This window comes from Erwinia sp. AK-PDG3-5 (assembly GCF_056821705.1).
Genome location: NZ_CM165967.1, coordinates 3,233,789 through 3,250,422, shown reverse-complemented (window position 1 = coordinate 3,250,422; position 16,634 = coordinate 3,233,789). Strand labels below are relative to the sequence as shown.

The window sequence follows — 16,634 nt, the reverse complement described above, 5'->3', positions numbered from 1 at the left end:
GGGCGGAGTTTCCTCCGCCCACCTTACCGTCAAGACACCGTCATCCAGGTATTGAGCATGCTTTCGTCCAGCTGGGCGACTTTGCCGTGCGCCACGTTGCGGCCCCGATGCAGCAGCAGGAAGTAATCCGCCACCTTACGGATAAACGAAATGCGCTGCTCAAGCAGCAGGATCGTCAGGCCGAAATCGTGATTCAGACGATGGATCAGATTGCCCATCTCCTCTTCCAGCCACGGCGACATGCCTTCGGTTGGCTCATCAAGGATCAACAGCTTAGGTTGCAATACCAGCGCTCTGGCCAGTGCCAGTTGTTGCTGCTGCTCAATCTGTAAATCGCCGCTGCGCTGATGGCGCAGGGAGTAGAGGGCAGGAAACAGGTCATAGACCATCTGCGGGATAGCCCGGTGGCGTTCCAGACCCGCGCCGGCCAGCAGGGCAATTTGCAGGTTATCTTCCACGCTAAGCTGGGAGAAAAGCTGTCGTCCTTGCGGCACATAGCCAATGCCCAGCGCAGCCCGTTGCTCCATCGGCTGTAGCAGCAGATCCTGCGGCGGGCGGTTGGCTTCCTGCCAGGTCATCGAACCGCTGTTAATCGGCAGATGGCCCATGATGCAGTTGACCAGCGTGGTTTTTCCCATGCCGGGACGTCCCAGTACGCCGGTACAGGTGCCAGGGGCGAGATCCAGATCAACATCCCACAGGATGTGATTTTGTCCATAAAATTGGTTGATTGAACGTAAGCTGAGCATCTGACACTCTCCTCCAGACAGTTTTCGATCGCACCTGGTTGCATCCGCTCTACGTCGTGTGGCAAACAGTCGTCAACGTCTCCTGCGAGACGCCTGCGGCTTTGTGCTCCTCGCTCTGGTGTTATGAAAGCGTGAGGCGGTTAGACAGAGTCTTGCAATTGGCAGGCCAACCTGGCAAAAGTCTCAGAAAACGCCCGCCCGCCTGATGATTAGCACCAGTAATTAGTAATAAAACTTAAACAATTGCCCGGGGTAATATTCCGCTGCACTTTGTCAGTGCTATGGACGAATCATTTCTGGTGCAGTTGCCTGTCTCAGTGGCAACCCGCGACTGTCATCAAAGTGAAAAAAACGTCGAAATAGGGCTAGCGGCAACGGGGGAAATATGCCTTTCAGGACCATTAATCCTCAAGCGTCAGGCGAAAATAATGCAAAAAAAAATATTTGCGGCCCCGTTCTCAGGGCAATGACGTTTTATACACATCAGACGGCTCGGGCGCTCAAATCAGTTATCCACCATTCCTGTGGATAACCATGTGCATGAGCGTCTGAAAACTTACGGCAGGCGAGAGCGGACGCGGGTTGAGCACGAGTTGACGCGAAACTCATCTCTGAGCGCAAAGGGTGATTTATCAATATGTTAGTTAAAATCAAGCACCCGAAAAATCTCAGTTGCCTGGCCCGCCGCATTTTGTCAGTGCTGCTTGACAAATGTTAAAGCGCTTCCTCTTTTGGGGATAACCTGTCCGACCTGCCGCATTGCTGATTGCCCATTGGGTCAGCAAAGGGCATCGCTGAACGCATAAGCAATATCTTGCAAAATTACTGTAATTATATCCAGTCTTTTTTTCTGGTAAATTCGCAGTAGCAGAGTAAAATTAGGATCCTGTTCGCGTCATTCATTACCAGGTAGCCACTCAATGAGCAAAGTCTTTAAACTCAACTCCGAATTCAAACCCGCTGGTGACCAGCCCGAGGCGATCCGTCGTCTGGAAGAGGGGCTGGAAGACGGGCTGGCGCACCAGACGCTGCTCGGGGTAACCGGCTCAGGTAAAACCTTCACCGTGGCCAACGTGATTGCCGACTTAAACCGGCCAACCATGGTGCTGGCACCGAATAAAACGCTGGCGGCGCAGCTGTACGGCGAAATGAAAGAGTTCTTCCCGGATAACGCGGTGGAGTACTTCGTCTCTTACTACGACTACTATCAGCCGGAAGCGTATGTGCCCAGTTCCGACACCTTTATCGAAAAGGATGCCTCGGTAAACGAACATATCGAGCAGATGCGTCTGTCAGCAACCAAAGCGCTGCTGGAGCGACGGGATGTGATTGTGGTCGCCTCGGTGTCGGCCATCTATGGTCTGGGCGATCCTGACCTGTATCTGAAGATGATGCTTCACCTGACCCGTGGCATGGTGATCGATCAGCGTTCTATCCTGCGCCGTCTGTCGGAATTGCAGTATTCCCGCAACGATCAGGCGTTCCAGCGCGGCACCTTCCGCGTGCGCGGCGAAGTGATTGATATCTTCCCGGCGGAATCGGACGATTATGCGCTGCGCGTCGAACTGTTTGACGAAGAGGTTGAGCGTCTGTCGATCTTCGATCCGCTCACCGGGCAGGTCACTTCCGTGGTCCCGCGCTACACAATCTACCCGAAAACCCACTACGTGACCCCGCGCGAGCGCATTTTGCAGGCGATGGAAGAGATCAAAGTTGAGTTGGCCGACCGGCGCAAGGTGCTGCTGAACAACAACAAGCTGCTGGAAGAGCAGCGCATCTCTCAGCGTACCCAGTTCGATCTGGAGATGATGAACGAGCTGGGCTACTGCTCCGGTATTGAGAACTACTCGCGCTATCTCTCCGCGCGCGGGCCGGGGGAAGCGCCGCCAACCCTGTTTGACTATTTACCGGCGGACGGCCTGCTGGTGGTCGACGAATCCCACGTCACCATTCCGCAAATCGGCGGGATGTACAAAGGCGACCGCGCGCGTAAAGAGACGCTGGTGGAATACGGTTTTCGTCTGCCTTCGGCGCTGGATAACCGCCCAATGAAGTTCGAAGAGTTTGAGGCGCTGGCGCCGCAGACCATTTATGTCTCGGCAACGCCGGGTAAATATGAGCTGGAGAAATCCGGCGGTGAAGTGATCGATCAGGTGGTGCGCCCAACCGGCCTGCTGGATCCGCTGATCGAAGTGCGTCCGGTCAGCACTCAGGTGGATGACCTGCTGTCTGAGATTCGTAAACGCGTGGCAATCAATGAGCGCGTGCTGGTGACGGTGTTAACCAAACGTATGGCCGAGGATCTCACCGAGTATCTGGAAGAGCACGGTGAGCGGGTGCGTTACCTGCATTCGGATATCGACACCGTCGAGCGCGTGGAGATCATCCGTGACCTGCGTCTGGGCGAGTTTGATGTGCTGGTCGGCATCAACTTACTGCGAGAAGGTCTGGATATGCCGGAAGTGTCGCTGGTGGCGATTCTGGATGCTGATAAAGAGGGCTTCCTGCGTTCCGACCGCTCGCTGATCCAGACCATTGGTCGCGCCGCGCGTAACCTGAACGGTAAGGCCATTCTCTACGGCGATAAAATCACGCCGTCGATGGAGCGCGCCATCGGCGAAACCGAGCGCCGCCGCGCTAAGCAGGAAATCTACAACGCGGAGAACGGCATTGTGCCGCAGGGACTGAACAAGAAGATTGCTGACATTCTTGAACTGGGCCAGGGGCTGGCGAAAAACAAATCCCGTGGACGCGCCAAGGCCGGACGCATTGTGGAAGATGATGCACCGTACCTGGATCTGTCACCGAAAGGACTGCAGAAGAAAATTCACCAGCTGGAAGCGCAAATGCAGGAGCATGCGCAGAATCTGGAGTTTGAAGAGGCCGCCAATATCCGTGACCAGCTGCATAAGGTGAGGGAGCTGTTTATCGCCGCGTCCTGATCGGTCAGCCGTGGCGGCGGGGCAGCGGGCAGATGCGCGGGGAAACGCCGGATGCTTTTCCCCGCTCTGGCCTTAGTGAAGAGCTTTACTGAATGGCCTGAATTGCGTGTTCCAGCGCGATATGTAGCAGCTGGCGATCGTGGCGGTATTTGATATCCGCCGCTTCCAGCGGTTCCTGAATAATCAGCCGGCCGCTGACATTGCTGATGTCCACCGCCGGGCCAACCACCACCGCATCAATCACTTTCTTGCCAATATACTTCTCCATCATCTCCAGCTTGCCCGCCAGCGTCAGCTGCGCGGCAGCCGGGCTTAATTCTTTCCCGAGGTTGCCGATAAAGACCATGGTGGCAGGGGTGCGGCGCAGTGCCTGTGCCATATCCGGCATCAGCAGCAGCGGCATCAGGCTGGTGTAAAAGCTGCCGGGGCCAATCAGGATCAAATCCGCTTCGCCCACCGCTTCAATCGCTTCACGGGTGGCGCTGACGTTCGGGGAAAGCAGCAGTTCCTGCGGCGGAAGCTGCATCTGGTCAATCTCGGTTTCGCCGTAGATCTGGTTGCCTTCGCTGTCGACCGCCACCAGATCGACCGGCTGCTCGGACATCGGGATCAGAAAGGCGTCGACATTCAGCAGATTGCGGATCAGGTTGATGGCTTCAAACGGCCGCACGCTCAGGTGATCCAGCGCTTTCAGCATCAGGTTGCCGAGATTGTGACCGGCCAGTTCACCGTTACCGCTAAAGCGATATTCGAACATCGCCGAGGCGACGCTCGGTTCGGCGATCAGCTGATTCAGGCAGTTGCGCATGTCGCCCCAGGCGATGCCGCCTTCAGAACGGCGGATGCGTCCGGTGGAGCCGCCGTTGTCGGTGGTGGTAACAATGCCGGTAAGGCGGGAACCCAAAGGGGAAAGGGCAGACATCACACGGCCCAGGCCATGTCCGCCACCTAAAGCCACCACTCTGTCGAGATCGGCTAATGTGCGATTACGCATAAAAATCCTTCATTATGTTGATGCTTTATTGATGAATCAGCCAAGCTACTGGCAGTACGGCAATTTTAGCGAAAGTAACGGTGATCTGCCGACAAAAAACGTTATATATCAAAATACATAGCGAAAGTCTGTTGTGGTAAGACTTTCCGGTTAGCGGTAGAATTTTACCACCATGATTTACCGGTGTTCGGTAAATCACACTTAGCCCTGACACCTAAGTCTCCTGATACGGTGTCCTGGCCGCAACCTCGCGTTGCCAGGGTGCAGAAAGAAATGCCTGCATCTCCCGATTTGGAAGGTGTTCTGGTGTCACAATTTCAAGATAGCTTCGATCGCAAGTTTTACTACCTGCGTCTGTCGATCACTGACGTCTGCAATTTCCGTTGCAACTATTGCCTGCCTGACGGTTACAAGCCGCAGGGCAACAGCAATAAAAGCTTCCTGTCGCTGGATGAAATCCGGCGTGTTACCCGTGCCTTTGCGGCCGCAGGGACGGAAAAAGTGCGTCTGACCGGCGGCGAACCCTCGTTGCGCCGCGACTTCACCGAGATTATCGCGGCGGTGCGTGAAAACAGCGCAATCCGCCAGCTGGCCGTCACCACCAATGGCTATCGCCTGGCGCGTGACGTTGCCCAGTGGCGCGACGCCGGTCTGACGGCGCTCAACGTCAGCATAGACAGTCTGGATGCCCGTCAGTTTCATGCCATCACCGGTCAGGATAAATTCCAGCAGGTGATGAACGGCATCGATGCGGCGTTTGAGGCGGGTTTCAGCAAGGTGAAAGTCAATACCGTGTTGATGCGCGACGTCAATCATAACAGCCTGCAAACCTTCCTCGACTGGATCCGCACCCGTCCCATTCAGCTACGCTTTATCGAGCTGATGGAGACCGGCGACGGCGGCGACCTGTTCCGCAAACACCATATTTCCGGCGAGGTGATCCGCGCCAGCCTGTTGCTACAGGGCTGGGAGTGGCAGGTCACTGAACGCAGTGCCGGACCGGCGCAGGTGTTCCGTCATCCGGATTATCAGGGCGAGATTGGCCTGATCATGCCTTACGAAAAAGATTTCTGTGCCACCTGTAACCGTCTGCGGGTTTCCGCCACCGGCAAACTGCATCTGTGCCTGTTTGGCGATGGCGGCGTGTCGCTGCGTGACCTGCTGCAAAATGACGATCAGCAGGATGCGTTACAGGAGCGGATTGCCGCCAGCCTGCGCACCAAAAAGCAGACGCATTTCCTGCATCAGGGCAATACCGGCATTACCCAGAATCTCTCTTATATCGGCGGTTAACACTAAGGACGTTAAAATGGGCAAACCTTCGGCTGAATTTATGCCGCTCAACGTAGCAGTACTCACCGTTTCCGACAGCCGCGATGCGACCAGTGACAGCTCCGGCGACTATCTGCGTGAAGCGCTGACCGAAGCGGGTCACCAGGTGCTGGACCATGCGCTGGTGAAAGATGACCGTTACCGCATCCGCGCGGTGGTCTCCAGCTGGATTGCCAGCAGCGATGTTCAGGTGGTGTTGATTAACGGCGGCACCGGCTTTAACACTAAAAACTGCACGCCAGAAGCCCTGCTGCCGCTGTTTGACCGCGAGATTGAAGGGTTCGGCGAACTGTTCCGCATGATCTCGTATGAAGATATCGGCACCTCAACCCTGCAGTCACGCGCCGTGGCCGGTGTGGCCAACGGCACGGTGATTTTTGCCGTGCCGGGTTCAACCAATGCCTGCCAGAGCGCGTGGGAGCGGATCATTCAGGATCAGCTGGATGCCCGCACCCGTCCCTGTAATTTTGTTTCGCATGTGAAGAAGCCCTGAACTTATGTCGCAACTGACCCATATTAATGCCTCTGGCGAGGCGCACATGGTGGACGTCTCCGCCAAGGCCGAAACGGTGCGTGAAGCCCGTGCAGAAGCCTTTGTGAAGATGCGTCCCGAGACGCTGAAGATGATTGTCGACGGCAGCCATCATAAAGGCGACGTGTTCGCCACCGCGCGCATCGCCGGCATCCAGGCCGCCAAGCGCACCTGGGAGCTGATCCCGCTGTGCCATCCGCTGTTGCTGAGCAAAGTGGAAGTGACGCTGACGGCGGATGTGGAAAACAGCCAGGTCCGCATTGAGTCGCTGTGCCGTCTCACGGGGAAAACCGGGGTCGAGATGGAAGCGCTGACCGCCGCCTCCGTGGCCGCGTTGACGATTTACGATATGTGCAAAGCGGTGCAGAAAGATATCAGCATTGAGATGTGCCGTTTGCTGAGCAAAAGCGGCGGTAAGTCCGGCGATTTTAAGGCGGTGTCTGATGATTAACGTGCTGTTTTTTGCCCAGACGCGTGAGCTGGTCGGTACCGGCAGCATCACCGTCACCCGGGATTATGCCACGGTGGACGAGCTGCGTGCAGTGCTGGCGGCGAAGGGCGACCGCTGGTCGCTGGCGCTGGAGTCCGGCAAAGTGCTGTCGGCGGTTAACCAGACGCTGGTGTCGCCACAGCATGCGCTGAAAGCGGGGGATGAAGTGGCTTTCTTCCCGCCGGTTACCGGAGGGTAAGATGGAAACGCGGATCAGAGTCGGGCAGGCGCCTTTTGATATGGGCGAAGAGTATCGCTGGCTGGCGGCCTGTGATGAAGACGGCGCGGTCGTGACCTTTACCGGCAAAGTGCGCAATCACAACCTGGGGGATACCGTGTCGGCGCTGACGCTGGAGCACTATCCGGGAATGACCGAAAAAGCGCTGGCCGGGATCGTGGCTGAGGCGCGCGAACGCTGGCCAATGCAGCGCGTCACGGTGATCCACCGCATTGGCGAGCTGTTTCCCGGTGATGAGATTGTGATGGTCGGCGTCAGCGGCGCGCACCGTGCCGGGGCCTTTGCCGCCGCCGAATTCATTATGGATTACCTGAAAACCAAAGCCCCGTTCTGGAAGCGTGAAGCCACGCCGGAAGGCGATCGCTGGGTTGAATCGCGTGACAGCGATCGTCAGTCCGCCGCGCGCTGGAAGTAACCGCCCGCATTCAGCCGCCTCCGATGGATTATTGCCGCTGCGCTGTGTAACCTCGGGGCGGTCGTTATTACAGAACAAGGAAAGTCATGATCGGTTCCCTCTCCAAACGCCTCTCTCTGCTGGCACTGATGGTGCTCGCGGGCTGTAGCAGCCAGCCTAAAAAGTCCCTCCCCGAGCAGCGTCCGGTGGACGTGAAGGCGCAGATTTCGCGCCTGTTACCGGCCAAAGTGAGCGATCGTCAGGGCTGGAGCAACGATATCTTCGTCGCTTTTAATGGCCAGGGGCTTGAGCCGTCGGTCAGCAATCTCTGTTCGGTGATTGCGGTCACCGATCAGGAATCGACCTTTAATGCCGATGCCAATGTGCCTGGGCTGCCGAAAATTGCCTGGGGCGAAATCGATCGCCGCGCAGGCAAGCTGCATATCCCGTCGTTCGTGGTGCGTACCGCGCTGATGATTAAATCGCCGAATGGCAAAAGCTACACCGATCGCCTGGACAACGTGCGCAGCGAAAAAGAGCTGAGCGCCATTTTCGATGACTTTATCGATATGGTGCCGATGGGCCAGAAGCTGTTTGGCAATCTGAATCCGATCCATACCGGCGGCCCGATGCAGGTCAGCATTGAGTTTGCCGAAGCCCATGCCAAAGGCTACCCGTATCCGGTTGATGGCTCGATCCGCCGCGAAGTGTTCAGCCGGCGTGGCGGCGTGTGGTTCGGCACTATGCACCTGCTGGGCTATCCGGCGGATTACAGCCGCCAGATCTACCGTTTTGCTGACTTCAATGCCGGATGGTATGCCAGCCGTAACGCCGCCTTCCAGGCCGCCGTTTCGCGGTTAAGCGGCATTAAGCTGGCGCTGGACGGGGATTTGATTCAGTACGGTTCAGATGCGGCGGGATCGACGGAGCTGGCGGTCAGGACGCTAAGTAAGCGTCTGGATATGAGCAACCGCAGCATCCGCAGCGCGCTGGAGAAGGGCGACAGTGAAGACTTTGTTAAAACTGATTTGTGGAAGCAGGTGTTTGCGTTGGCAGATATTAATGCTGGCAGACCTCAACCGCGTGAGATGCTGCCAGGCATTAAGCTGGAAAGCCCAAAAATCACCCGCAATCTGACCACCGCCTGGTTTGCCCAGCGCGTCGACGGTCGTTACCAGAGCTGCCTGGCACGCGGGAAGTAACCGACGCCTTAAGCGGCATCCAGCCGGAAAATCTGCACGGTTTGCGCCAGCTGCTTCGCCTGGTCCTCCAGCGAAGCGGCGGCAGCAGACATCTGCTGAACCAGCGCCGAGTTCTGCTGGGTGGCGCCATCCATCTGATTGACCGCCACCGTTACCTGACCAATTCCCTGCGACTGCTCATCGGACGCATGCACAATCTCGCCAATAATGGTTTTCACCGAGTTCACCGCGGTGGTCATCTCCTGCATGGTCTTACCCGCATCCTGCACCAGCGACACCCCTTGATTAACGCGTAGGGTGGATTCGCCAATCAGCGCGGAAATGTCTTTAACCGCGTTGGCGCTGCGCTGCGCCAGGCTGCGAACTTCTGCCGCCACCACCGCAAATCCACGACCCTGTTCCCCTGCGCGAGCCGCTTCTACCGCCGCGTTCAGCGCCAGAATATTGGTCTGGAAGGCAATGCCGTTGATGATGCTGGTGATTGCGCCAATTTTGCGGGAACTCTCGTCAATCTGCTGCATGATCTGCACCACCTGCTGCACCAGCGACTCGCCGCGTTGCGCGATATCGGTGGCGTTCTCGGTTAACGAGGTGGCCTGATGGGCGTTATCGGCATTGTGCTTCACCGTGGCGGTTAACTGCTCCATGCTGGCCGCCGTCTCTTCCAGCGCTGCCGCCTGTTGTTCAGTGCGTGAGGCCAAATCCAGATTGCCGGAAGCAATCTCTTCGGCACCCTGACGGACCGAATCACTGGCGGAAATAATCTCGCCGACCATGGTTCTCAGCTGCTGCTGCATGGTCTGCATGGCAAAGAAAATGCTCTGGCGGTCACGATCGCCCACCGGGATGTCGGCAGTCAGATTGCCTTCGGAGACGCCCAGCGCAATCGCTGCGGCCTGTGAAGGTTCGCCGCCGATCGGTTTAGAAATCTTACGGCTGAACAGCAGACCCAGCACCGAGCACACGATGACAATGCTGAGAATCATCATAATCAGCGCGTTTATCAGCTGACGGTTGGCTTCAGCCATCACCACGCTGACCGGAGTGACGATGCCCAGATACCACGGGAACTGGCTGTTGCCGACGGTGACCGGTCGCCAGGTTTCCAGCACCTTTTCACCGAGCGAGTCGTCAAAATGCTCCACGACCTGCGTGGTAAATTTGTCGGTTTCCCCTTTATACGGCTTGCCGGACATGGCTTTATCCGGGCTGGAAACCACCAGTCCCTTGTTGGACAGCAGCAGAGCGTAACCCACGCCTTCCCACGGCTTGATGGCCCCGACGGTTTTCTGCAGCGACGCCAGCGAAATATCGGAAGTGATCACCGCTTTCAGCTTGTTATCGTCCATCACCACCGCTGCGACCGAGGTCAGCAGGGTCGGCACGCCGTTATAGGCGTAGCTGTATGGCTCAATTAACATATCCTGCTGCAGTTTCTGTGGGATCAGATAGTAGTCGCCCTGACCGGGCTTGAAGATTGAGTCGAGGTTATGCAGGGCGAAATTGCCGCTGCTGTCGCGATCGACAAAGCGTGCAAAACGGCCTTTAGGCGCCGCGTCAGGCTGCTGCGCGAACTCGGCATCGCGGCCATCAAAGGCGTTCTCTTCGAAAATTACCGACATCGACAGATAGTCAGGGTTTTGTTTCAGGGAATACTTCATCAGCTCTTCGCCGATCTTACGGTCGGTGATCCCGGCCGGGGGCAGGGCAATCAAACTCTGGCCAAGATTGCGTGCGACCGTGCGGGCATAATCCAGGTCCTTCTGTACGCTTAACGCCTTGCTCTCGGCAATCTGGCCGAGATAATTCTCTGCCAGCTTGCGCTGCTGCTGGCTGGACTCCCAGCTGAGAAAACCAATGGTGATAGTGAAGCCCAGCGTGATAGTCAGGGCTCCGGTCAGGAGCATAAGCGTGCGCGTGCTCATTTTCCGCTTAGGTAACGGCGTGGTCTGCATTCTGGCTTCCCCGATGTAAGAGATGACGCGTATTAACTTCCTGTTAGCTGTTCTCCATCTGTTCACTCTATCGGCAAAATATGGACAATCTTTATGCGGGCGAGAGCGGTTTCCGCCGATAACGTCCATGCCGGATAAACGCTTACGTAAAAAGCCCGGGGCAAGACTGGCTTATCTTCCCCTGAGTGTGCCAGACTTAACCACGACCGGGGCGGGGCGCGTTGCGCCCTTTCCCTGTGTTCACATCGTTAATTTAAGCATCAGGAGAGCATCATGGATCGATATCCACGTTCCGACAGTTCTATGGTTTCGCAGGCCAATACCGGCCTGCAGACCTATATGGCACAGGTGTATGGCTGGATGACCTGTGGTCTGTTGCTGACCGCGTTTGTCTCGTGGTTTGCCGCCAACACGCCTGCGGTGATGGAGATGGTTTTCGCTAACCGCATCACCTTCTATGGCCTGATTATTGTGCAGCTGGGTCTGGTGTTCGTGCTGTCCGGTATGGTGCATAAGCTGAGCGGGGCGGTCGCCACCGGCCTGTTTATGCTGTACTCCGCGCTGACCGGTTTAACCATGGCAAGCATTTTCCTCGTCTACACCTACTCCTCCATCGCCGGAACATTCCTGGTGGCGGGCGGCATGTTTGGTGTGATGAGCTTCTGGGGTTACACCACCAAGCGCGACCTGAGCGGCATGGGCAGCATGCTGTTTATGGCGCTGATCGGGATCGTGCTGGCGTCCGTGGTGAACATCTGGCTGAAAAGCACCGCGCTGATGTGGGCCGTGACCTATATCGGCGTGCTGGTGTTTGTCGGGCTGACGGCGTATGACACGCAGAAACTGAAAAATATCGGTGAGGGGATCAATGTTGAAGATAAAGAGAACCTGCGTCGTTATTCCATTATGGGCGCATTAACGCTGTATCTGGACTTTATTAACCTGTTCCTGATGCTGCTGCGTATTTTCGGTAACCGCCGCTAAGATAGAGGGGGCGATTCCCATCGCCCCCTTTGTTTACGCCTGTTTCTCTCTCTCTCGCTCGTTCATCGCCCGCAATGACTTCGCCCGACTCTCCAGCCACAAATAGAGCACCAGCGCCAGCAGCAGCGGGGCAATAAAATAGATCACGCGATACGCCAGCAGCGCGGCAATGATCGAGCCGTGTGACAGATGCTCGCCGCTGAGCAAGGCGAGGAACACCGCTTCAAGCACGCCAATCCCCGCCGGAATATGGATAATCACGCCCGCAATGCTGCTGATTAACAACACGCCCAGCACCTGCGGATAGTCGACCTTCTGCGCCAGCAGTAGCCAGATAATCGCGCCCATCACCAGCCAGTTGGCGCTGGATACCGCAAACTGCAACATCGCCATGCGGAAAGAGGGCAGCGCCAGCTTGTGACCCTTAACGGTCCAGCGGCGGCGTTTAGAGAAGGCGCACAGCGCCAGATAGATCACCACAAACACCAGCAGCGCCGCACCGATGGTTCTCAGCGTGCCTTCGCCTATAAACCAGCCTGAGGGGATCGGCACCCAACCGGAGGTGAACACCACGCCGGCCACCAGCACGTAACCCAACCAGTTAGTGGCAATACTGAGCGAGAAAATACGAGTGATGGTGCTGCTATCCAGCCCTAACCGGGAATAGAGCCGGTAGCGCATCGCCACGCCGCCAACCCATGTGCTGAGCGTCAGGTTAAAGGCATAACAAATAAACGACACCAGCATCACCTGGCGTTTTTGCAGCTTGTGACCGCAATAGGCCTGGCCAATCAGATCGTACACGCCATAGGTGAGGTAGCTGACCACCACCAGCGCGATCGAAGCGAAAATAGCGAAGCGGTTATAGTTGCTGATCACCTCAACCACGTCGTGCCAGTTGACCTTGCGCGCGTAAATAACCAACAGCACGATAACGGCGATAAAGAACAGCCAGGTGAGAATTTTCTTCACCCACTTCCAGCGGGAATGCGCAGCAGACATCAGGGTTTTACTCGCTCATTGTCGGATTCAACACGGTCCTGGGTTTCCAGCTCTGGCTGGACCGGCGGCGCAACCTGCGCCAGTTTCGGCGTGTGCGCGGGCAGCCAGCCAGCAATGGCCGGGAAATGACGCAGGAAATGGAACACCACGATGCTTTTTGCCAGCTGGCGCCAGTTCTGTTTAGGTAACTGGCTCTCTTCCACCCGCTGGCAATCCTGAGTCAGCAGGCGGTTGAGATTGCCACGCATCACTTCGTTAAAGGTGCGGTCGTGGATCATCAGGTTAGCTTCAAGGTTTAACGACAGGCTCAACGGATCCAGATTGCTGGAACCGACCGTAGACCAGTGGTTATCCTGCACGGCAATTTTGGCATGCAGCGGACGGCGGATATATTCATACACTTCCACACCGCCGCCCACCAGATAGTTGTACAGCAGCTCGGCGCCCACCTTAACAATCGGCATGTCCGGTTCGCCCTGCACAATCAGTTTCACCGACACGCCGCGCTGTGCGGCACTGCGCATCTCCCGCAGCAGCTTGTAGCCGGGGAAGAAGTAGGCATTGGCGATAATCACTTCCTGCTTTGCGCTGCGCAGCATGTCGATATAGTGCTGCTCAATGTCATCACGGTGCTGGTCATTGTCCCGCCAGACAAACAGGATTTGCGCATCGCCGGGCGTGGCATTTTTTGCCGGGCGATGGGAGCGGGCGCCCCACCAGCGGCGAGTCACCTGTTTGCTGTTGATGGCCTGCTGCACAAACAGCGTGATGTCATCAACGATCGGGCCTTTCACTTCCACCGCATAATCCTGCTTGGCTTCTGCGCCGTAGCTGGAGTTGTGCTCAGCGGAGAAGTTGATGCCGCCGACAAAGGCAATCTCTCCGTCGCAGACCACGATTTTACGGTGCAGACGACGGAAGATATTGGTGCGCATACCAAAAATCAGCGGGCGCGGATCGTAATAAAGGAAACGCACGCCGGCCGCGGTCAGGCTTTGGATAAATTCGGTTGAGAGATCGTTGGAGCCGTAGCCATCCAGCATCATCTCCACTTTGACGCCGCGATTGGCCGCGTCCAGCAGCACCTCATGGAGCGCATTTCCCACCTCGTCCTCAAACAGGATAAAGGTTTCCAGCAGCACGGTTTCCTTCGCCCGCCGAATGGCTTCAAAGACTCGCGGAAAATACTGTTCGCCATTTTCCAGCAGGCGCAGGCGGTTACCGTCACGCCATTCCATTTTCATAGGTGGATCTCCACAGCCAGCGGGGCATGATCGGACAGGTGGGACCAGGGCCGCAGCGGAATAGTCTGCGGGTGGCTGATCCCGGCATTACGGACATAGATCCGGTCAAGGCGCAGCAGCGGGAAACGGGCAGGGAAGGTGCGCGCCGGACGGCCAAACTTGCGGCTGAACACCTCTTCCAGCGCCGCCCCTTTTTTCAGCACCGCGTTCGCTTTTTGCTGCCAGTCGTTGAAATCGCCAGCGACTACCACCGGCGCATCAGCCGGCAGGCTGTTGACCAGATCGCACAGCAGTTTCAGTTGCGCATGGCGGTGGGCATCCTTCAGGCCGAGGTGCACGCAGATGGCATGCAGCGGCTGCTCGTGGCTGGGAATGGCCACCTGACAATGCAGCAGCCCGCGTTTTTCGGTGCCTTCCACCGAAATATCGCGGTTTTCAAACTTCAGGATCGGGTAGCGGGACAGGATGGCGTTACCATGATGTCCTTCGGGATAAACCGCATTGCGGCCATAGGCATAGTCGTTCCACATGGTGTCGGCCAAAAATTCGTAATGAGGTGTGTCTGGCCAGTCCTCAACCTTCAACTGGTTGATGGCAGGCGCTCCCATCACCTCTTGTAAGAAGACAATATCCGCCGCGGTTGCACGCACTGCATCACGCAGTTCAGGCAGGATAAAGCGGCGATTAAAAGCGGCAAAACCTTTGTGTGTATTGATCGTCAGGACTTTTAATGAAAATCCTTGAGCATTTTGTGCCATACTGTGCGCGCTCTCCTTTTCAATGTACGAAAGGTAAAGTGTAGTCTTTGTCACAAAAGAGTGCCCTGAAACGGCGTTCTTTGCTGCATTATCCGAAAACTACGTTAGTCTGAGGAAATTCGTTATCACTTACTGTGTTAACAAGGCTGGGCGACCTCTGTTGGGTCTGCCAGGAGAAGAAAATGAAATGGTCTAACCGTATTCAGATTGTCACCGGACAAACCTGTGTACATATCGCGCTCCACCTTCTGCTGATTGCAGGGTTGGTGTGGGGTTGGAAGCACCAGGCATTGCTGCAGGTCAGCACGGTATTTCTGGCGATGTATGCCAGCGTGTTTACCGCCATGTTGTTGACTCAGCGACTGCCACGACTGCGCCGGGTGGGCGACTTCTTAGAAGACGTCACCACCACCTACTATTTTGGCGCAGCGATGTTGGTGCTTTATATGCTCTCCCGCGTGATCCACAACAACCTGCTGCTGGGTTGTGTTGGTGTGCTAATGCTGACCGGACCCTGTGTGGTCTCTCTGCTGGCTAAAGAGCCTGTTCGCGCTCGCCAGCGTCACCGCTAAGCACAACAGGCCACGAAAGTGGCCTGTTCTTTATAAGAAACGCCTTCCTTAGAACAAAACGACCTGAATAAAATCCTGCCCTTAACCGTTAACCCTGTAATTACTCACGGGGAACATCATCATGCACCAGACTTCCGCTCCTGTTCATTACGACCGGCTCACCATTGCCCTGCACTGGCTGACGGCGCTTGACGTCATTTTTCTCTTTGCCAGCTATCAGGTGTGGTCACGACTGGAAAAAGGCACGCCGCTGCGCCATGACCTGCAATCACTGCATATCTCTTTTGGCCTGCTGCTGGCGCTGTTGATGGTGGTGCGCATTGTCTGGCGCATCAGCAAAGGTCGCCGCCTGCCGCCGGCCAGCGCTTCCCGCGCGGCGCATGTCGGCGCGAAATCCGTCCACGGCCTGCTCTATTTATTGCTGATTGCGCAGGTGGTATTAGGTTTTATGTTTCGCTGGGCGCAGGGCGAACCGTTCGCCTTCTTCGGCTTCGGCGATCTGTCCGATCTGGTGTATATCGAAAGTTCATTGCGTAAGCTGTTGGGATCGCTGCATTACTACAACGCCTGGCTGATTATTGTGCTGGCCGGCGGCCACGCCGTGGTGGCGTTATTGCACCATTACGCGCTGCGCGACGGCACGTTAAAACGCATGATCCCAAAACTGAAGTAACCCTCTGCTGTACTCTACCGGAGTCACAAAAATGAAAATCAGTCGTGTGTTATGCCTGGCCGCCTTATCGGGCGTGCTGGTGAGCGGAATGGTTCACGCCATGGGCGATGATGATGACAAGCCGCCAACCTGTCCGAAAGGACAAATCTACGATAAAAAAGCCAAAAGTTGTGTGGCCGATAAAACCAGTATGATCAATGATAATGACCGCACCGCCTATGCCTACGCGCTGGCGAAAGCCGGCCGCTATGATGAGGCGCTGCAAACGCTGAATAAGCTGATAGAACCCAATACTGCCAAAGCCTGGAACTATCGCGGTTACGCCACCCGCAAGCTGGGTCGCACCGACGAAGGGATTGGCTATTATCAGAAATCCATCGCCCTCGATCCGCATTACGCCAAAGTCCGGGAATACCTCGGTGAGGCTTATATGGTCAAGCAGCAGCCGGCGATGGCGCGTGAGCAGCTGAATATTATCAAAGGCATCTGTGGCACCGGTTGCGAAGAGTACCGCGATCTCTCTGCCGCCATCGATGGCCACCCGGAAAGTTAATCCACGGCAGCCCAAGGAGC

17 protein-coding genes and 1 riboswitch are annotated in these 16,634 nt (G+C 56.4%); of the genes, 11 read left to right on the top strand and 6 right to left on the bottom strand.

Features of this window, described 5'->3' with window-relative positions:
* Positions 1 to 29: 29 nt before the first annotated feature.
* Positions 30 to 749 (bottom strand): ABC transporter ATP-binding protein, encoded by a 720-nt coding sequence (locus AC1UKS_RS15025; protein ID WP_013201367.1) that lies wholly within the window; start codon positions 747 to 749, stop codon positions 30 to 32.
* 920 nt (positions 750 to 1,669) lie between these two features.
* On the opposite strand from AC1UKS_RS15025, the gene uvrB reads away from it, so the two are divergent.
* A complete protein-coding gene (gene uvrB, locus AC1UKS_RS15020; protein WP_013201368.1) occupies positions 1,670 to 3,691 on the top strand; it encodes an excinuclease ABC subunit UvrB in 2,022 nt (673 codons plus the stop codon).
* A gap of 85 nt (positions 3,692 to 3,776) precedes the next feature.
* Here the strand turns inward: uvrB and AC1UKS_RS15015 are convergent, their stop codons facing one another.
* Positions 3,777 to 4,685: a gluconeogenesis factor YvcK family protein gene (locus tag AC1UKS_RS15015; RefSeq protein ID WP_482434299.1), complete on the bottom strand. Its 909-nt coding sequence runs from the start codon at positions 4,683 to 4,685 to the stop codon at positions 3,777 to 3,779.
* 186 nt (positions 4,686 to 4,871) lie between these two features.
* Positions 4,872 to 5,002: riboswitch (molybdenum cofactor riboswitch) on the top strand.
* On the opposite strand from AC1UKS_RS15015, the gene moaA reads away from it, so the two are divergent.
* The 6 genes from moaA (at position 4,989) to AC1UKS_RS14985 (ending at position 8,873) form a co-directional block, all read left to right on the top strand.
* Positions 4,989 to 5,978, top strand: a complete 990-nt coding sequence (gene moaA, locus AC1UKS_RS15010; RefSeq protein WP_482437006.1) for a GTP 3',8-cyclase MoaA — start codon at positions 4,989 to 4,991, stop codon at positions 5,976 to 5,978. It overlaps the preceding riboswitch by 14 nt.
* Positions 5,979 to 5,994: 16 nt before the next feature.
* The gene (gene moaB, locus AC1UKS_RS15005) at positions 5,995 to 6,510 is read left to right on the top strand and encodes a molybdenum cofactor biosynthesis protein B (protein ID WP_105759452.1); all 516 of its coding nucleotides are present in this window, start codon (positions 5,995 to 5,997) and stop codon (positions 6,508 to 6,510) included.
* A 4-nt stretch (positions 6,511 to 6,514) separates the two neighbouring features.
* A complete protein-coding gene (moaC, locus tag AC1UKS_RS15000; protein ID WP_013201372.1) occupies positions 6,515 to 7,000 on the top strand; it encodes a cyclic pyranopterin monophosphate synthase MoaC in 486 nt (161 codons plus the stop codon).
* Positions 6,993 to 7,238 (top strand): molybdopterin synthase sulfur carrier subunit, encoded by a 246-nt coding sequence (moaD, locus tag AC1UKS_RS14995; RefSeq protein WP_013201373.1) that lies wholly within the window; start codon positions 6,993 to 6,995, stop codon positions 7,236 to 7,238. Before moaC ends, moaD begins: the two co-directional genes overlap by 8 nt.
* Position 7,239: 1 nt before the next feature.
* Positions 7,240 to 7,692, top strand: a complete 453-nt coding sequence (gene moaE / locus AC1UKS_RS14990; protein ID WP_265911788.1) for a molybdopterin synthase catalytic subunit MoaE — start codon at positions 7,240 to 7,242, stop codon at positions 7,690 to 7,692.
* Positions 7,693 to 7,778: 86 nt separating this feature from the next.
* Positions 7,779 to 8,873 (top strand): DUF1615 domain-containing protein, encoded by a 1,095-nt coding sequence (locus AC1UKS_RS14985; protein WP_482434297.1) that lies wholly within the window; start codon positions 7,779 to 7,781, stop codon positions 8,871 to 8,873.
* Between the two features lie 8 nt (positions 8,874 to 8,881).
* Here AC1UKS_RS14985 and AC1UKS_RS14980 read toward each other — a convergent pair whose 3' ends face one another.
* Positions 8,882 to 10,828 carry a methyl-accepting chemotaxis protein gene (locus AC1UKS_RS14980; protein WP_482434295.1) on the bottom strand — a complete coding sequence of 649 codons (1,947 nt, stop codon included), beginning with the start codon at positions 10,826 to 10,828 and terminating at the stop codon, positions 8,882 to 8,884.
* 273 nt (positions 10,829 to 11,101) lie between these two features.
* On the opposite strand from AC1UKS_RS14980, the gene AC1UKS_RS14975 reads away from it, so the two are divergent.
* Positions 11,102 to 11,812: a Bax inhibitor-1/YccA family protein gene (locus AC1UKS_RS14975; protein ID WP_013201377.1), complete on the top strand. Its 711-nt coding sequence runs from the start codon at positions 11,102 to 11,104 to the stop codon at positions 11,810 to 11,812.
* Positions 11,813 to 11,845: 33 nt separating this feature from the next.
* Here AC1UKS_RS14975 and AC1UKS_RS14970 read toward each other — a convergent pair whose 3' ends face one another.
* Genes AC1UKS_RS14970 through AC1UKS_RS14960 form a run of 3 tightly spaced genes read right to left on the bottom strand, consistent with a single transcriptional unit; the run spans position 11,846 to position 14,816 of the window.
* Positions 11,846 to 12,814 (bottom strand): lysylphosphatidylglycerol synthase domain-containing protein, encoded by a 969-nt coding sequence (locus AC1UKS_RS14970; RefSeq protein ID WP_482434293.1) that lies wholly within the window; start codon positions 12,812 to 12,814, stop codon positions 11,846 to 11,848.
* Positions 12,814 to 14,058 carry a cardiolipin synthase ClsB gene (gene clsB / locus AC1UKS_RS14965; RefSeq protein WP_265911793.1) on the bottom strand — a complete coding sequence of 415 codons (1,245 nt, stop codon included), beginning with the start codon at positions 14,056 to 14,058 and terminating at the stop codon, positions 12,814 to 12,816. The genes AC1UKS_RS14970 and clsB overlap by 1 nt, the downstream gene beginning before the upstream one ends.
* Complete coding sequence (locus tag AC1UKS_RS14960) at positions 14,055 to 14,816, bottom strand: endonuclease/exonuclease/phosphatase family protein (RefSeq protein ID WP_265911794.1); 762 nt, start codon at positions 14,814 to 14,816, stop codon at positions 14,055 to 14,057. Before AC1UKS_RS14960 ends, clsB begins: the two co-directional genes overlap by 4 nt.
* 182 nt (positions 14,817 to 14,998) lie before the next feature.
* Between AC1UKS_RS14960 and AC1UKS_RS14955 the strand changes: the two genes are divergently transcribed.
* The 3 genes from AC1UKS_RS14955 to AC1UKS_RS14945 all read left to right on the top strand — a co-directional run bounded on the left by AC1UKS_RS14955 (position 14,999) and on the right by AC1UKS_RS14945 (position 16,614).
* On the top strand, positions 14,999 to 15,388 hold the full coding sequence (locus tag AC1UKS_RS14955; RefSeq protein WP_013201381.1) for a YbhQ family protein: 390 nt from the start codon (positions 14,999 to 15,001) through the stop codon (positions 15,386 to 15,388).
* A gap of 121 nt (positions 15,389 to 15,509) precedes the next feature.
* A complete protein-coding gene (locus tag AC1UKS_RS14950; protein ID WP_482434291.1) occupies positions 15,510 to 16,061 on the top strand; it encodes a cytochrome b in 552 nt (183 codons plus the stop codon).
* A 31-nt stretch (positions 16,062 to 16,092) separates the two neighbouring features.
* A complete protein-coding gene (locus AC1UKS_RS14945) occupies positions 16,093 to 16,614 on the top strand; it encodes a tetratricopeptide repeat protein (protein WP_482434289.1) in 522 nt (173 codons plus the stop codon).
* Positions 16,615 to 16,634: the final 20 nt, after the last annotated feature.

Bases quoted from the DNA above. Each gene is read 5' to 3' on its own strand.
- AC1UKS_RS14970 (WP_482434293.1), bottom strand. From the start codon at position 12,814: ATGTCTGCTGCGCATTCCCGCTGGAAGTGGGTGAAGAAAATTCTCACC.
- AC1UKS_RS14960 (WP_265911794.1), bottom strand. From the start codon at position 14,816: ATGGCACAAAATGCTCAAGGATTTTCATTAAAAGTCCTGACGATCAAT.
- AC1UKS_RS14975 (WP_013201377.1), top strand. From the start codon at position 11,102: ATGGATCGATATCCACGTTCCGACAGTTCTATGGTTTCGCAGGCCAAT.
- moaE (WP_265911788.1), top strand. From the start codon at position 7,240: ATGGAAACGCGGATCAGAGTCGGGCAGGCGCCTTTTGATATGGGCGAA.
- moaB (WP_105759452.1), top strand. From the start codon at position 5,995: ATGGGCAAACCTTCGGCTGAATTTATGCCGCTCAACGTAGCAGTACTC.
- AC1UKS_RS14980 (WP_482434295.1), bottom strand. From the start codon at position 10,828: ATGCAGACCACGCCGTTACCTAAGCGGAAAATGAGCACGCGCACGCTT.
- AC1UKS_RS14985 (WP_482434297.1), top strand. From the start codon at position 7,779: ATGATCGGTTCCCTCTCCAAACGCCTCTCTCTGCTGGCACTGATGGTG.
- moaC (WP_013201372.1), top strand. From the start codon at position 6,515: ATGTCGCAACTGACCCATATTAATGCCTCTGGCGAGGCGCACATGGTG.
- AC1UKS_RS15015 (WP_482434299.1), bottom strand. From the start codon at position 4,685: ATGCGTAATCGCACATTAGCCGATCTCGACAGAGTGGTGGCTTTAGGT.
- AC1UKS_RS14955 (WP_013201381.1), top strand. From the start codon at position 14,999: ATGAAATGGTCTAACCGTATTCAGATTGTCACCGGACAAACCTGTGTA.
- AC1UKS_RS14945 (WP_482434289.1), top strand. From the start codon at position 16,093: ATGAAAATCAGTCGTGTGTTATGCCTGGCCGCCTTATCGGGCGTGCTG.
- uvrB (WP_013201368.1), top strand. From the start codon at position 1,670: ATGAGCAAAGTCTTTAAACTCAACTCCGAATTCAAACCCGCTGGTGAC.
- AC1UKS_RS14950 (WP_482434291.1), top strand. From the start codon at position 15,510: ATGCACCAGACTTCCGCTCCTGTTCATTACGACCGGCTCACCATTGCC.
- AC1UKS_RS15025 (WP_013201367.1), bottom strand. From the start codon at position 749: ATGCTCAGCTTACGTTCAATCAACCAATTTTATGGACAAAATCACATC.
- moaD (WP_013201373.1), top strand. From the start codon at position 6,993: ATGATTAACGTGCTGTTTTTTGCCCAGACGCGTGAGCTGGTCGGTACC.
- clsB (WP_265911793.1), bottom strand. From the start codon at position 14,058: ATGAAAATGGAATGGCGTGACGGTAACCGCCTGCGCCTGCTGGAAAAT.